Genomic DNA, 14,974 nt, shown 5'->3' on the forward strand with positions numbered 1-14,974 from the left:
CAATTCTACAAAGAAGGAGAAAATTCCTTTAAAAAAATCATAAAATGGAAAAATTTACGTGCGGAATATGCGTTTGAAAATGCCGATGATTTTCATGATATAATGATTCCCAAAAAGGTTTATAAGAAAAGTAATATCAGCAACGTGGGAAATAAATTAAAACTGGTCTTCAATCGCGGGGAAAACGTCAGTAAACAAACAAAAAAAATCGTCAGCCTGCTCAACAAGCAGGGCAGCCATCATTTGCAGGGGAGCTATGAGCATATAGAAATGGGGCAAATCTTGAAAGGCATTGGATCAGTCATTAACAGTTTAACCTACTTCATTAGCGCAATTGCCGGGATTTCGCTGTTTATTGCTGGGATTGGGGTAATGAACATGATGTATATTTCTGTCTCTGAACGTACCCGGGAAATTGGCATTCGTCTCGCTATCGGCGCAACCCCAAAGAATATCTTATTCCAGTTCCTTTTGGAAGCGGTGTTGTTGACGGGAATAGGCGGCTTGATTGGTTTTGGGATAGGTGGTGGACTCGCGTGGCTCATTTCGCTCTTCTTACCTTTCCGTGCCGTGATCGGTGTAGGAAGCTTTTTACTCGCTTTTTGCGTCTCTACCTTTGTCGGCATTCTATTTGGCATATTGCCGGCTAAAAATGCAGCCAATAAGAACTTGATCGATATTTTGCGTTAGGATGTTGATTGGAAGAATACAGGGGTCTAAACAATGATGAATGTGCAAAGTAAAACGTCCTAACCGGACCCCTTCTTCGAACGAAGTGGCCATGCGTGCCCTTTCGCGTATTTTTTCCCGGGTAGGCCAAGTCACTTTTTCACAAGGAAGACAAGGTTTGTCCGCCAAATGTTACTTGGAAAAATGGGCTGAAAAAAATAAAAAAATTTTTGAAATGAAGGTTGACAATTCTTATTTTCGGCATTAAGATAATAATCAATCAATGAAACATTTTTCAGGCGATGAAGAAGAAGAGTAACCTGTGTGGATTCCGAAGAGAGCCGGTGGGTGGTGCGAACCGGTGATGACGTGCAGGCGAATGGGCTTCCGAGCTTCCAAACCGAAACGATTCCGGAGTAGGCTTTGGCGAATGCCTTATCGTTACAAAAGGCAGGTATTACGGTTTTTCCCTGATACCGTCAAAGCCGGGCTGATTAAGCCAATAAAGGTGGCACCGCGGGTTCCCCGTCCTTTACATGGATTGGGAACCCTTTTTGCGTTCCGTTAAAAAAATTCCATAAAAGAAAATCGCTGAGTAAGAAGAGTATGCAAATGGCAAGCGTTCCAGAGAGCCGGCGCGGGTGGGAGTCCGGCACGAACTGCCTTTGCAGAATGGGCTTATGAGAGGTTTCCTGAACTGTGCAGTAGGGAAACACGGCTTCCCCCGTTACAGGGATAGGGTATAAAGAGTGGCTTGCTCCGTACCCGAATGAGCGGAAAGGTTTTAAATCCTTTCAAAAGAGGTGGCACCGCGTTGGAAAACGTCCTCTGTCCTGCAGCATCTAGCTGCGGGCAGAGGACGTTTTTTATTTAGCCGGGAGCCGGGATCTGTAATCGGAACCCGCCTGTTAAGTGAAGGATATTCACCCGGTTCAGCCAGGTGGCAGTCGGAGCGCGAAAAACCATCTAGTTGTGACCATTAATAAAAAAGGAGAGCGGACGGATGCAATACAAAATGGTTAAGCTAAACGGCGATGTTTTAACACCTATCATGATTTTTAAGAGACTGAAAGGAAAATGCAAGTTTTTGTTCGAAAGTTCGCTGCCAAATGACAGCAACGGCCGGTTTTCTTTTATCGGGGCTGATCCGGTAAAAGCGTTCATCGGGCGGGATGATGAACTGGAAGTGATTGACCGGATGACAGGACGGCGAGAAATAAAAAAAGGAAAGCCGCTCGATATTGTCAAAGACCTGTTGCCGCGTCTTGGCATTCAGCTTCCCTTTCCGTTTTACGGCGGGGCGGTCGGCTATATCGGCTATGACGCCATCCGCCAGTATGAAGAGATCGGCCGTGTGCCGGAAGATGAAACAGGAATCCCCGATCTGCATTTGATGCTGTACCAAAACATAGCTGTTTACGACCATAAAAGCCAGACCGTCTACCTTGTTTCAACCGGGGAAGACGGAGAAGCAATAGAAAAAAATCTTGCGGCAATGGAAAAAGCGATTCGCCAGCAGACGAGCGCAGAACCATTTGTTGACTATGGCCCGGTTGATTTTGTCCCGGCCATTCAAAAGCAGGCATTTATGAAGATGGTCGAAACCGCAAAACAGCATATCGAAAACGGGGACATTTTCCAGGTTGTCCTCTCACAGCGCATGAAAGGGACGCTCTCGCACGACCCGTTCTATTTTTACCGGAAGTTAAGAAAAACAAACCCGTCCCCGTACATGTTCTATCTCGACTTCGGCGGCTATGTCATCCTCGGGGCATCGCCGGAAAGCCTGATCAAAACGAAGGAGCGTGTGGTATATACGAACCCGATTGCGGGAACGCGCCCGCGCGCCAAAGTCCCGGAAGAAGATGAGCGACTTGAAAACGAGCTTTTACACGATGAAAAAGAACTTGCCGAACATAAAATGCTCGTTGATTTGAGCCGGAACGACCTCGGCCGGGTGTGCGAGCCCGGCAGCATCCGGGTGCAAAAATATATGGAAGTCGAGCGGTTCCAGCATGTGATGCACATCGTTTCGGAAGTACGGGGAAAATTGCGGGACGGTTTTAGCGGAATTGATGCGCTCATCTCCTGTCTCCCGGCCGGCACGGTATCAGGCGCGCCGAAAATCCGCGCGATGCAGATCATCAACAGCCTGGAAACCCTGAAGCGCGGCATGTACGCGGGAGCGGTTGGCTATATCAACCTGAACGGCGACATCGATTTTGCACTCGCCATCCGCTCGCTCCTGATTAAAGACAACACCGCTTATTTGCAGTCGGGCGCAGGCATTGTCTACGATTCCGATCCGGAAAAAGAGTATGAAGAAACGCTCAACAAGGCGAGATCGATTCTGGAGGTACAGACACATGATTTTATTGCTCGATAACTATGACTCTTTTACTTACAACTTGTATCAGTATTTTTGCGAACTTGGGGAGGAAGTAAAGGTGTTCCGCAATGACCGGATCACCGTGGATGAAATCAGAAGGCTCAAGCCGGAAGCGATTGTCCTCTCGCCGGGGCCCGGGGTGCCGGAAAATGCCGGCATTTCCATTGAAACCGTCAAAACATTTTACCGGCAAATCCCGCTGCTCGGCGTCTGCCTCGGCCATCAGGCAATCGCCGCGGCATTCGGGGCGGGGATCACAAAAGCAAAAGAAATCAAGCATGGCAAAACTTCGCTTGTGCGCCATGATGGGAAAGGAATTTTCAGCGGCCTGCCGGATCCGGTCGAAGTGATGCGCTACCACTCGCTTGTCATGGACCGGACAAAGATCCCGGAAGTCCTGGAAGTGGTTGCCGAATCTCTTGATGACGGCGAAATCATGGCCATTCAACATCAATCCGCCCCATGCTTCGGCGTCCAGTTTCATCCCGAGTCGATCGGGACGGAAACCGGCAAACAGATGCTTGAAAATTTTTTACGCGAAATCAGAAAGGATGAGAAAGTTGAAACCGTATCTTGAAAAAATTTTGGCACAAGAAGGGCTGACGTTTGAAGAAATGCGGGAAGCATCCCGCGCACTGTTTTCAGATGAAGTGACAGAAGGGGAGATGGGCGCATTTTTGGCCGTCTTGAAAAGCAAAGGCGAAACGGCGGAAGAAATTGCCGGGCTGGTCGAAGTGATCCGTGAAAAAGCCGTGCCGGTTCCGTGCAGCGTTCCCGGGCTCATGGACAACTGCGGGACGGGCGGGGACGGCAGCCACAGTTTTAACATCAGCTCGACCTCCGCGTTTGTGCTGGCGGCAAGCGGCGTGAAGGTCGCCAAACATGGCAACCGCAGTGTCTCAAGCCAGACCGGAAGCGCCGATGTCCTTGAAAAACTCGGGATTTCCTTGTCTTTCCCGGCGGAAGAAATTGAAGGCTTGCTGAGAGAAATCGGCATCGTCTTCCTGTTTGCCCCGAATGTCCATCCGGCCCTCGGAAAAATGATGAAAATCCGGAAAGATTTGCGGATTCCGACGATTTTTAACCTGATCGGCCCGCTCACAAACCCGATGAACCTGGAAACACAACTGCTTGGGCTTTACCGGCGCGATATGCTCAGGACGATGGCAGAAGTACTCGGCCGCCTTGGCAGAAAACGCGCGCTCGTTGTCAATGGCGCCGGCTATCTTGATGAAGCCTCTTTATCGGGGGAAAACCATTTTGCGCTGCTTGACGGCGGGAAAATTACCACGTTTACGCTGACGCCGGAAGAAGTCGGTTTGCCGTATTACCCGCTTGAAGCGATCCGCGGCGGCGATGCGCAAAAAAACAGCGATATTTTGCTGTCAGTATTAAAGGGGGAAAAAGGTGCTTATCGTGATACGGTGCTCTTCAATGCCGGGCTTGCGCTCTTTGCTGCAGGGCGGGCAGAGACGGTAAAAGAAGGGATCCGGATTGCGGAGCAGGCAATCGAATCGGGCGCGGCACTTGAAAAACTGCACGCGCTCATTGAAGCGAGCCGGAAACTCACGCAGGAGGCGATTTAAATGGCATTTTTAGAAAAAATTTTAGCCGAAAAAGAAAAAGAAGTGGCCCGTATCAAAGCTGCAGGAAAGGCTTTTGCCCCAAACGCGCGCAAAGCCCCTTCTCTTTATGAAACATTTATGCAGGCCGAAAAAACAAGCATCATTGCTGAAATCAAACGGGCCTCCCCATCAAAAGGGGATATCCGAACGGGCGTGGATCCCATCCGGCAGGCGCTTGCCTACGAAAAAGCAGGCGCCGGCGCCATTTCCGTTTTAACGGATGAAATCTTTTTTAAAGGATCGGTGGAAGATTTGAAAGCCGTAAGCGATGCAGTCCGGCTTCCGGTTCTCTGCAAAGATTTTATTATCGACGAAATCCAGATCGACCGGGCAAAAGCATATGGTGCAAGCGTAATTCTCCTGATCGCAGCGGCTCTTTCCCCCGAAAGGCTCCGTCAGCTGTACGATTATGCCCGGGGCGCCGGCCTTGAAGTGCTGCTTGAAGTGCACAATGAAGCGGAACTGGAAACCGCTGTGGAAACAGGGGCCCGGATTATCGGCATCAACAACCGCAATTTAAAGACGTTTGACGTGGATCTCGGCGTTGCCGAAAAGCTCGCGCCAAAAATCTCAAATCCGGATGTGCTTGTGATTAGTGAAAGCGGCATCCGCACCCGGAAAGATGTCGTCCGCGCTAAACATGCCGGGGCAAAAGGGATTTTAGTCGGGGAAACGCTGATGCGCGCAAACGACCCGCAAACGGCAATGAAAAAGCTGACCGGTATTCCGGAAAAACGGAAGGTAAAGGTTTGCGGCATTCGCACGCTTGAAGCGGCCCGGGCGGCTGTCTCTGCAGGGGCGGACATGATCGGCTTTGTATTTGCCGAAAGCAAGCGGAGGATTACACCGGAAAAAGCAGCACAGATTGCAAAAGCGTTGCCGGATCATGTCGAAAAAGTGGGCGTATTCGTCAATGAATCGCCTGAAAAAATGGAGGAAATTGCAGAGCGGGTCAGGCTCGATTACCTGCAGCTGCACGGTGATGAAACAACAGAAGACGTCGCGCAAATCCTTTATCCGGTAATCAAGGCTTTCCCGGTAAGGACAGATGCTGATCTCGAAGCGATACACGATTACCGGTGCGATCTGGTGCTTTTGGACAGCGCCGGCGGAAAATACCGCGGCGGTAACGGAAAGGCGTTTGACTGGGAACTGGCAAAGGCGCTATCGGATGAGCGGGCGGTGGTGCTTGCCGGCGGGCTCACACCGGAAAATGTCGAAGCCGCGATTCTTTCCGCCCGGCCGCATATCGTCGACGTTTCAAGCGGGGTGGAAACAAACGGGGAAAAAGACCCGGATAAAATCAAAGCCTTTGTGCAAGCAACAAGAAAAGCATTTCAAAAATTAGAGGAGCGTGACGATAATGCAAACATACAAACTGCCTGATACAAACGGCCGTTTCGGGACTTTCGGGGGGAGATTCGTCCCGGAAACCTTGATGCCGGCTGTTAACGAACTCGAGCAAGCTTATCATGAAGCCATGAACGATCCGGCTTTTCATGCGGAATTGGAGAAACTGCTGAAGCAATATGTCGGCCGTGAAACCCCGCTTTATTTTGCAGAAAACTTAACAAAGCTTGGCGGCGGCCCGAAAATTTTTCTGAAACGCGAAGATTTGAATCATACGGGGGCACATAAAATCAACAACACAGTCGGCCAGGCGCTGCTTACGCTTAGAATGGGAAAAAAGAAAGTCGTTGCCGAAACGGGCGCCGGTCAGCACGGGGTGGCAACAGCAACTGTGTGCGCGCTGCTCGGCCTTGAATGCATGATTTTTATGGGGGAAGAAGATATCCGCCGGCAAAAGCTCAATGTATTCAGAATGGAATTGCTCGGTGCAAAGGTCAAAAGTGTGGCGCAGGGCAGCGGCACATTGAAGGATGCGGTCAACGAGGCACTCCGCTACTGGGTTGCCCATGTGGAAGACACGCACTACATTATGGGTTCAGCAGTCGGCCCGCATCCGTTTCCGCAAATTGTCCGCGATTTCCAAAGTGTGATTGGGAAAGAAACGAAAAAACAGATTGTAGAACAGACAGGCAAACTTCCCGATGCAGTTGTCGCCTGTGTCGGCGGCGGCAGCAATTCGATCGGCATGTTTTATCCATTTGTGGAAGATAAGTCCGTAAAATTGTTCGGCGTGGAAGCGGGCGGCGCCGGCCTTGGAACAGGAAAGCACGCGGCGTCTTTAAGCGACGGCAAACTCGGCGTACTTCACGGCATGAAAACATATCTGCTGCAAAATGACGACGGGCAAATCCAGGAAGCTTATTCGGTATCGGCCGGGCTTGATTATCCGGGAGTCGGGCCGGAACACAGCTATTTAAAAGAAACGGGCCGGGTTACGTATACGTCCGTGAATGACGATGAAGCATTGGATGCATTCCGGTTGCTTTCAAGGACAGAAGGCATTATCCCGGCCCTGGAAAGCGCACATGCTATCAGTTTTGCACTGAAACTGGCAAAAACAATGGGGAAAGACGAAACAATCGCCGTTTGCCTGTCGGGGCGCGGGGACAAAGATGTAGAAGCAGTCAGCCACTTGCTTGGAGGGGAAAACAATGGGTGAAATTCCGGCCCTGGAAAGCACACATGGCAACAGTTTTGCGCTGCAATCGGCAAAAACGATTGCTGCTAGCCTCTTGGGGCACGGGGACAAAGATGGAGGAGCGGTCAGCCGCTTGTTTGGAATAGGTGAAATTCCGGCCCTGGAAAGCACACATGGTAGCAGTTTTGCGCTGAAACCGGCAAAAATGGTCGCTGCTAGCCTCTTGGAGCGCAGGGACAAAAATGAAGGAGCGGTCAGCCGCTTGTTTGGAATAGGTAACATTCCGGCCCTGGAAAGCATACATGGTAGCAGTTTTGCGCTGAAACCGGCAAAAATGGTCGCTGCTAGCCTCTTGGAGCGCAGGGACAAAGATGAAGGAGCGGTCAGCCGCTTGTTTGGAGGGGAAAACAATGGGTAAACAAAAATTGGAAGCACAGTTTGAAACGGTTCTTGCACGCGGTGATCAAGCGTTTGTCCCTTATATTATGGCAGGGGACGGCGGAATGGAAGAGACGGAGAAAAGGCTTGCGTTTTTAGAAGCTTGCGGGGCAACGGCAATTGAACTTGGCATTCCGTTTTCCGACCCGGTCGCAGACGGCCCGGTCATCCAGGCGGCAGGACTCCGCGCTTTTAAGGCAGGTACGACAATGAAAAAAGTGCTGGACCATTTAAAAGCCCATCCAAGGCAAGTTCCGATTATTCTCATGACGTATTTCAACCCGGTTTTTGCCTACGGGCTGGAAAAATTTGCAGCAGACTGCGCGAATGCCGGTGTTGACGGACTGATTATTCCAGATTTGCCCATCGAGGAAGAAGAGGAAATTGCCGGAGAACTGGCAAAATGCGGCCTGGCGCTCATCCGGCTGGCTGCCATTACAAGCCCGAAAGACCGGCTTGAGGAAATCGCCTCCCGTTCAGATGGGTTTCTGTATGCTGTCACGGTCACCGGTACAACCGGCACCCGTACAAATTTTCACGACAATATCGAGGATTACCTGGATTTCTTATCAAGCATCAGCCGGGTGCCTGTTCTTGCCGGCTTTGGCGTTTCCAGCCCGGAGCAGGTCCGCCGTTTAACCCGTTACTGCAGCGGCGTGGTGGCCGGGAGCAAAATCATCGAGCTCTTCCAGCACGGGGAAACGGAAAAAATCCGCGCGCTTGTGGAAAGCGCAAAGCAACAAGCAGCACCAAACCAGCTGTAAAAATGCCTGTACGCACGCGCCGAAACGGTTTACGCACACGGTCGTCCGTGCTCCAGTTGAGTTTCCACAGGGTTATACACATCTTGAACTGGTAAAGAAAAGGGATTTTTCTGGTTATCCACAATATCCACATTTTATACACAAAAAATGTGCACAAATTTATGCACATCAAATCATATTGGGAATAAAGGTATTGAAAGGTTTATGCACATCATCCACAAAAAACGGGAGCCTCATGGAAAGGCCTCCCGTTTTATTTTACCGACTGTTTTTCGCTCTTTTTGCCGCAGCGTCGGAACGGGCTTGTGCTTCCAAATCTTCCCCATCTGCGAGTTCCCTCGAATATTCAATGTCTTTCCCGTCTATTTTCATGTTCTTCGGTACTTGCGGCAATGTTGCTTTATTTTTATCGCGTGTTTTATGCTGATGTCCGCGGCCCATTTAAAAAACCCCTTTCAAGCAGTTTGCGGTTGCCCCCGCAAAACTACTTTTTGCGTAAAAGGTTTTTCTTAAACAGGTAATTATTTGTGCCAAAAGTATGCAGATATTGCCATTCCCACTAGCGTAAGTTCTTCTTAAACAGGTAATTATTTGCGTCCGCTGTCCGTGTATCCTCCGGCCCGGTCGGCTTTTTTAAATTCACGCTGGTAAGTCACTTCCTGCATGCTTCTTAATGTGCTTTTCGTCTGAACTTTTTTATCTTTCGGCATTCGTAAAACCTCCTTTTTGGATTATTGTTCCCGGTCATACCGCTTTCTACACTTTCAATGGTAAAATAGACAAGGGAGGTATGCATGTGCCGGTCATTACAAAAATCTCAGTTCAAAAAAATAATAAAGAACGATACAATATTTTTCTTGACGGCCAGTACCGATTCAGTGTTGATGAAGAAGTGCTGGCACGGTACCAGCTTTTAAAGGGGAAAGAATTGGATGAGCTTGATATTGAAGCAATCCTTGCCGAAGATGATATCCGGAAAGGCGTTAATACTGCCATCCATTTTCTTTCCTATCGGATGCGGTCGGAAAAAGAAGTGCGTGATGATTTGATAAAAAAGGAATTTGCACCGGAAGTCATCCGGAGTGTCATATCAAAGCTTTATGAAATGCAGTATCTGGATGATGCGGAATTTGCCGCAAGTTTTGTACGAACACAAATGAACACAACACATAAAGGGCCTGTTGTTATTAGAAGGGAACTCCAGCAAAAAGGCATTGCACCAGAGCTTGTGAAAAAGGCGCTTGAAATTTTTGATGCGGATCAGCAAGTGGAACACGCCCTTGCCCTTGCGGAAAAACTGTCCAGGCAGCATGCCCGGTTGTCAGAGAAGCTTTTAAAGCAAAAAGTGGAGCAGGGGCTTGTCGTAAAAGGTTATCCGCCTGAAGTGATTTCCGCAGCGATGGCGGCGCTCCCTATTGAAAAGGATGAAGAAGCGGAGTGGGAAGCCCTTCTTCAGCACGCTGAAAAAGCAAAGCGCAAATACGGTAGACTTTCGGGATATGCATACAGGCAAAAAATGAAGCAGTTTTTATACCGGAAAGGGTTCCCGGTTGATTTAATAGACCGCTACTTGCGAGAAGAGGAGGATGGAGATGGAAAAAAGATACAGTGAAATGAGCGAGTATGAGTTAAAGCAGGAAATTGCACAATTGACGGAAAAAGCGCGCAAGGCCGAACAACTTGGTATTGTGAATGAGTTTGCCGTGCTTGAGCGGAAAATTGCGATGGCAAAGTCGTATTTGCTGGACCCGGCTTCTTTTCAAAAAGGGGAAATTTATGAAATTGAAGGAGACCCCGGCGTCTATTTTAAAATTGATTATATTGACGGCGTCTTTGCCTGGGGTTACCGGGTTAGCGGGGGCAAACCGATCGAAGCCCTCCCGATTTCGATGCTGAAACCGGTGGATTGAAAGCTTATTGGGCGTCTTTGCCGCCGGCTGGGAGGTCGTTTACAGGGTTAAAAGGGGGCGCGTTGCCGGGCGAAATGGTTTTAAAGGATTTAAGGGCCAACAGCGCGCTTGTCGCGGGAATGTCTTTTTACAGAGGCGCAAAAAGACGAAAGTGTGCTCACCCCCTTTTGTCTTTCATCCCGCTTATGAAAGACATTTCAGCCCGCGGTTCGCCCTCTTTTGTCCTTCATCCCGGTTATGAAAGACATTTTGAAACGAAGCCTATCCTTTGATGTCCTTCACCTTTTCGCTTTTCACCTGTTCCCGGAAGGCTTTCCAAATTTTTTGATGGGGGACAGGAAATGCGAACGTTTCAATCTCATCAGGAGGCACGCATTTTAATTCATTCGTTTCCTGTACCTGATTTAAAATTTTCCCGTGGTATACCCGGATATCCCAAATTAAATGGGTGAAAACATGGCGTATTTCCGTAAAATGTTCGGTTTCAAGCGCTGCTTCAATTTTAAAAACATCTCCAAGATAGTCCTTCAGCACCTGTCTTGCCGGCAAAACGGTGCTTTCTTCCACTTGTACAAATTCCCACATATTTGCAAGCAGCCCTTTATCCGGACGCTTATGGATCAAAATGCGCCCGTCTTCATCTTCCAAAACGGCTGCCTGAAGCCGGATCTGTTTCTGCTTTTTCCTTTTTGATTTCACAGGCAGCTCATCAATGGTTCCCTCTCTAAACGCCCGGCAATGCTCCCGGACCGGGCAAAGCAGGCATGACGGCGATTTTGGTGTGCAAACGAGCGCCCCGAGTTCCATTAAAGCCTGATTAAAAAAAGACGGATTCTCCCGGGAAATCAGCTTGCGGACGACTTCTTCAAAAACCTTTCTTGCAGAAGGCTTTGCAATGTCTTCCCATATGGATAAAATTCTTGCCAGCACCCGCATCACATTGCCGTCCACAGCCGGTTCCGGCAGGCCGTATGCAATGCTTAAAATCGCACCGGCCGTATATGGCCCTACGCCTTTTAGCTTCGATACCTCCTCCGGCGTGTCCGGAACCGTGCCGCCGTAATGTTCCTCCACTTCTTTTACAGCAGCGTGCAAATTCCGGACGCGCGAATAGTAGCCGAGTCCTTCCCACGCTTTTAGCACTTCATCTTCACTGGCATCCGCCAGCGCTTCAATTGTCGGGAATTTTTCCATAAAACGCCGGAAATAGGGGATGACGGTGTCCACCCTTGTCTGTTGCAGCATGATTTCCGATACCCAAATTTTATACGGGTCACGGTCCTCCCGCCACGGAAGTTTCCGCTGTTCCCTTTCAAACCAGGAAATCAGATCATCTTGAAAAGATTTTATATCAAAGTCGTCGATTGGCAAATTTTTCAATGTTTAACTCCCCCAAATGATTGCTATACATTTTATAAACGGGAAAAATACAATCAGGAAATCCTGAATTGACCGCTTCTGTCTATTGCAATTCTTTTTAATTTACCATATGATGAAGGCATATGAAAGAAATAAGCGCTTTAATAAGGAGCCAGAACCATTTTTAGGAGGAATAAGATTGGATACAGGAACCCATGTTGTTATGGGATTTGCACTTGGAGGTTTGGCAACGTTGGACCCTGTGGTCGCACAAGATGCGGTTCATTTTCACAGCGTTCTCATTGCCACGGTTTTAGGTTCACAGGCACCAGACATCGATACTTTGCTTAAATTTAAAAATAATGCGGTTTATATTCGCAACCACCGCGGCATTACACATTCTGTTCCCGCCGTCTTGCTGTGGCCGCTTGCCATTACAGCTGTGCTCAGCATCTTTTTCCCTGGAACGGATGCGCTTCATTTATGGCTTTGGTCTTTTTTGGCTGTTTTTTTGCATGTGTTCGTCGATATCTTTAATGCGTACGGGACACAGGCATTGCGGCCGTTCTCATATAAATGGGTCGCGCTCGGCGTGATCAATACATTTGACCCGTTCATTTTCACCATCCATGTGATCGGCATTGCCGCCTGGCTGTTCGGGGCACAACCGGGGCCAACTTTCCTGGCCATGTACATCTTCATATTTTTATATTATATCGCCAGATTCGCGGCACGTCACGATGTAAAAAAAGCCGTCCTGGCCAGGATTCCGGATGCGGAAAATATCATTATTTCCCCGACTGTCCGTTTTCACCAATGGAAGATTGCCGTAAGAACGAAAGATGCCTACTATGTTGCATCCGCATTTAAGTCGGCGGTCACCATTCTGGACAAATTCAAACGGCTTCCGGTACCGGAAAATGAAATTATTGAAGCGGCAAAGCAGGATAAAAATTTGTCAGCTTTCTTAAGTTTTTCCCCTGTCTATAACTGGCAGGTCAAAGAACTTGATAACGGCTGGGAGGTCCGTTTTACCGACCTCCGCTACCGGAAAAACGGGCATTATCCGTTTGTTGCTGTTGTGAAATTGAATGAAGATCTGGAAATAACCGGTTCTTACACCGGATGGATTTTTAATAAGAAAAAGCTAAAGAAAAAACTTGATGTTGTACCAAGATAAGGATCGGATTTTACATCTGAAAACGCGCAAAATAACCGGTGCGGGGGCCATTCCCCACCGGTTATTTTGTTAAGGAGGGCGTTAACATGCGGAATAAAGAAAAAGGTTTCCCGTACCATCATGACAATGTATATGAAGGCAAACCGCGGGCAAAAGCTGAATATGCTTCGAAACGCGCGGACGGCACAACCAACACGCACCCGCAAGAACGCATGCACGCATCCGGCCGCCGCGGCGAGTCATAACAGAAAGGGCTGCTGGATTACACCGGCAGCTCTTATATTTTCATCGGCAGGAATAAAAATGGTTTCTTTTAAGAGCAAGGCAGGTAATGGTACGAATAGAGATCGTTCTCTCAGAGGAAGAAAATTTATTCATTTTTTTGGCCGGTTACAGGCGGTCATCATCATTTTACCTCCGCTGTATGCTACAACATAGATGATCATCACAATAATCTCAATTTTTGCATTATCAATAAATAATGATGGAAAGCTTGCTGGAAAATATGAAGAATTGTTGCTATAATGATTATTGGAAAAAATAGCGCGTTTTTTGTGATTGGAGGAGGGGTAACTTTGGAATATGCTTTAGAAATTGAAGGGTTGTGCAAGTCATTCTCCAAGTCCCGCTTCGCTTTAAAGAACATATCTTTCTCCGTACCCTATGGATCCATTACAGGATTTATTGGTGAAAATGGCGCGGGGAAAACATCCACAATGGGGGCAATCCTGCAAACGTTACATATCGATAGCGGAAGCATAAAAATTTTTGGAGAGAGAATAGCTGAAGCCAAAAAAGAAATCAACAATCACATTGGCGTAGTGTATGATGCCATGAATTTTTCCGGTAATTTGGATGCGATAAAGTTATCGAAAGTATTTCGCTATCTTTATCATAATTGGGATAACCAAGAATATTTTAATTATATTGAACTTTTTTCGCTGCCTAAAAAGCAAAAAATAAATAGTTTTTCTCGGGGAATGGCCATGAAGCTCTCGATCGCTGTTGCTCTTTCACATGGTGCGAGATTGTTAATATTAGACGAAGCGACATCAGGGCTAGATCCTGTGGGAAGGGAAGACGTATTAGAAGCACTGCTAAAATTTGTAAGAGATCAGAAAGGTGCTATTTTGTTATCATCCCATATCACCAGTGATATTGAAAAGGTTGCGGATACCCTGGTTTTCATAAAAAAAGGTGAAATTGTGTTAAAAACAAGTAAGAATGACCTTTTAAATAACTATGCGATCATACAATGTAAAGAGCATGAGTTAAATGACTTGCGTTTAAATGGCATTATTGCATATAAAAACCAAACAGATTATGTGGATGTGCTTGTTTCAAATAAAAATGAGCTGCCTGCAAAATTTCATAAAAAGAATTTTTCCATTGATGATATTACCTTATTATTAATGAAAGGAGAAAATTATGAAAGGACTCATTTTAAATAATTTATATTCTATAGATAAAAGTGTTAAATTTTCATTGCTTATATCTACAGCAGCTATCATTCCGCTTATTATAAGTGGAAATCCCACGGCGTTGAAGATCGCTGTATTATTACCATTTTTAATTATACCCATGAATGCATTTGAAGTATTAAAACAGGATAGTATGTCGAGTTGGAATAAATTTGAAATCACGCTTCCGTTGAAAAAAAGCAAAATTATTCAAAGTAAGTTTATCACATTCTTGCTTTTATTGTTCACGAGTTTGTTATTAACTTTCGCTTTGTTTTATTGTGCAAGTATTTTTATCTCACCAACCGTTATGGATGATTTTTTTAACATTGGATTACGGGGGATGGGATTGATGTTTTGTGCTGCCTCTTTAGTATATCCACTGACATATATATTTGGAATAGAAAAATCAGATATGATTACAATGGGGAGTATGGGTTTCTCCTTTGTAATGTTCTTTTTCATATCCTTTTTAATGAAAGTGTTTATAGGGGAAATGAAGGGAGTTGAGGAGATTTTTTCTTTAAGTTTCTTATTGGTATCCATTTTTTTATTCATTCTCTCATACGCTACCTCGGTGATCATCTACCGAAAAAAAGAATTTTGATAGTTTAAAGGGGAAAGAAGGAGGG

Annotated in this window: 17 protein-coding genes and 2 other annotated features; of the genes, 14 read left to right on the forward strand and 3 right to left on the reverse strand. The window is 47.1% G+C overall.

Annotation, left to right across the window (positions count from 1 at the left end; genetic code table 11):
- The first annotated feature begins 102 nt into the window (after positions 1-102).
- The 8 genes from ABR335_RS04230 (at position 103) to trpA (ending at position 8,433) form a co-directional block, all read left to right on the forward strand.
- Complete coding sequence (locus ABR335_RS04230; RefSeq protein ID WP_350346612.1) at positions 103-690, forward strand: ABC transporter permease; 588 nt, start codon at positions 103-105, stop codon at positions 688-690.
- A 272-nt stretch (positions 691-962) separates the two neighbouring features.
- Positions 963-1,205: a binding site (T-box leader), on the forward strand.
- A gap of 46 nt (positions 1,206-1,251) precedes the next feature.
- Positions 1,252-1,501: a binding site (T-box leader), on the forward strand.
- 171 nt (positions 1,502-1,672) lie between these two features.
- Positions 1,673-3,055, forward strand: coding sequence for an anthranilate synthase component I (gene trpE / locus ABR335_RS04235; RefSeq protein ID WP_110134151.1), 1,383 nt, complete (start codon positions 1,673-1,675; stop codon positions 3,053-3,055).
- Positions 3,036-3,635 carry an anthranilate synthase component II gene (locus ABR335_RS04240; protein ID WP_017551424.1) on the forward strand — a complete coding sequence of 200 codons (600 nt, stop codon included), beginning with the start codon at positions 3,036-3,038 and terminating at the stop codon, positions 3,633-3,635. The genes trpE and ABR335_RS04240 overlap by 20 nt, the downstream gene beginning before the upstream one ends.
- Positions 3,619-4,644 carry an anthranilate phosphoribosyltransferase gene (gene trpD / locus ABR335_RS04245; protein ID WP_350346613.1) on the forward strand — a complete coding sequence of 342 codons (1,026 nt, stop codon included), beginning with the start codon at positions 3,619-3,621 and terminating at the stop codon, positions 4,642-4,644. Before ABR335_RS04240 ends, trpD begins: the two co-directional genes overlap by 17 nt.
- Positions 4,645-6,069 (forward strand): bifunctional indole-3-glycerol-phosphate synthase TrpC/phosphoribosylanthranilate isomerase TrpF, encoded by a 1,425-nt coding sequence (gene trpCF / locus ABR335_RS04250; RefSeq protein ID WP_350346614.1) that lies wholly within the window; start codon positions 4,645-4,647, stop codon positions 6,067-6,069.
- Positions 6,047-7,252 (forward strand): tryptophan synthase subunit beta, encoded by a 1,206-nt coding sequence (trpB, locus tag ABR335_RS04255; protein ID WP_350346615.1) that lies wholly within the window; start codon positions 6,047-6,049, stop codon positions 7,250-7,252. Before trpCF ends, trpB begins: the two co-directional genes overlap by 23 nt.
- A complete protein-coding gene (locus tag ABR335_RS04260; RefSeq protein ID WP_179234110.1) occupies positions 7,245-7,649 on the forward strand; it encodes a hypothetical protein in 405 nt (134 codons plus the stop codon). Before trpB ends, ABR335_RS04260 begins: the two co-directional genes overlap by 8 nt.
- Positions 7,642-8,433: a tryptophan synthase subunit alpha gene (trpA, locus tag ABR335_RS04265; protein ID WP_014097355.1), complete on the forward strand. Its 792-nt coding sequence runs from the start codon at positions 7,642-7,644 to the stop codon at positions 8,431-8,433. Before ABR335_RS04260 ends, trpA begins: the two co-directional genes overlap by 8 nt.
- Positions 8,434-8,691: 258 nt before the next feature.
- Here the strand turns inward: trpA and ABR335_RS04270 are convergent, their stop codons facing one another.
- Positions 8,692-8,874, reverse strand: a complete 183-nt coding sequence (locus ABR335_RS04270) for a YfhD family protein (protein WP_017551419.1) — start codon at positions 8,872-8,874, stop codon at positions 8,692-8,694.
- 146 nt (positions 8,875-9,020) lie between these two features.
- The gene (locus ABR335_RS04275) at positions 9,021-9,143 is read right to left on the reverse strand and encodes a YfhE family protein (RefSeq protein ID WP_014097357.1); all 123 of its coding nucleotides are present in this window, start codon (positions 9,141-9,143) and stop codon (positions 9,021-9,023) included.
- A gap of 86 nt (positions 9,144-9,229) precedes the next feature.
- On the opposite strand from ABR335_RS04275, the gene recX reads away from it, so the two are divergent.
- A complete protein-coding gene (gene recX, locus ABR335_RS04280) occupies positions 9,230-10,045 on the forward strand; it encodes a recombination regulator RecX (protein WP_061086975.1) in 816 nt (271 codons plus the stop codon).
- Positions 10,026-10,343, forward strand: a complete 318-nt coding sequence (locus ABR335_RS04285; protein ID WP_014097359.1) for a YfhH family protein — start codon at positions 10,026-10,028, stop codon at positions 10,341-10,343. The genes recX and ABR335_RS04285 overlap by 20 nt, the downstream gene beginning before the upstream one ends.
- A 261-nt stretch (positions 10,344-10,604) precedes the next feature.
- Here ABR335_RS04285 and mutY read toward each other — a convergent pair whose 3' ends face one another.
- Entirely contained in the window at positions 10,605-11,723 is a 1,119-nt protein-coding gene (gene mutY / locus ABR335_RS04290; protein WP_350346616.1) for an A/G-specific adenine glycosylase, read from the reverse strand.
- Between the two features lie 178 nt (positions 11,724-11,901).
- Here mutY and ABR335_RS04295 point away from each other — a divergent pair, with 178 nt between their 5' ends.
- The 4 genes from ABR335_RS04295 (at position 11,902) to ABR335_RS04310 (ending at position 14,949) form a co-directional block, all read left to right on the forward strand.
- Positions 11,902-12,882, forward strand: a complete 981-nt coding sequence (locus ABR335_RS04295) for a metal-dependent hydrolase (protein ID WP_014097361.1) — start codon at positions 11,902-11,904, stop codon at positions 12,880-12,882.
- A gap of 86 nt (positions 12,883-12,968) precedes the next feature.
- Entirely contained in the window at positions 12,969-13,127 is a 159-nt protein-coding gene (locus ABR335_RS04300; protein WP_014097362.1) for a small, acid-soluble spore protein K, read from the forward strand.
- 330 nt (positions 13,128-13,457) lie between these two features.
- Positions 13,458-14,333: an ABC transporter ATP-binding protein gene (locus ABR335_RS04305; RefSeq protein WP_035190007.1), complete on the forward strand. Its 876-nt coding sequence runs from the start codon at positions 13,458-13,460 to the stop codon at positions 14,331-14,333.
- Positions 14,311-14,949, forward strand: coding sequence for an ABC-2 transporter permease (locus tag ABR335_RS04310; RefSeq protein WP_350346617.1), 639 nt, complete (start codon positions 14,311-14,313; stop codon positions 14,947-14,949). Before ABR335_RS04305 ends, ABR335_RS04310 begins: the two co-directional genes overlap by 23 nt.
- Positions 14,950-14,974 lie beyond the last annotated feature (25 nt).

The sequence above is a fragment of the Heyndrickxia faecalis genome, assembly GCF_040267745.1.
GTDB lineage: Bacteria > Bacillota > Bacilli > Bacillales > Bacillaceae_C > Weizmannia > Weizmannia faecalis.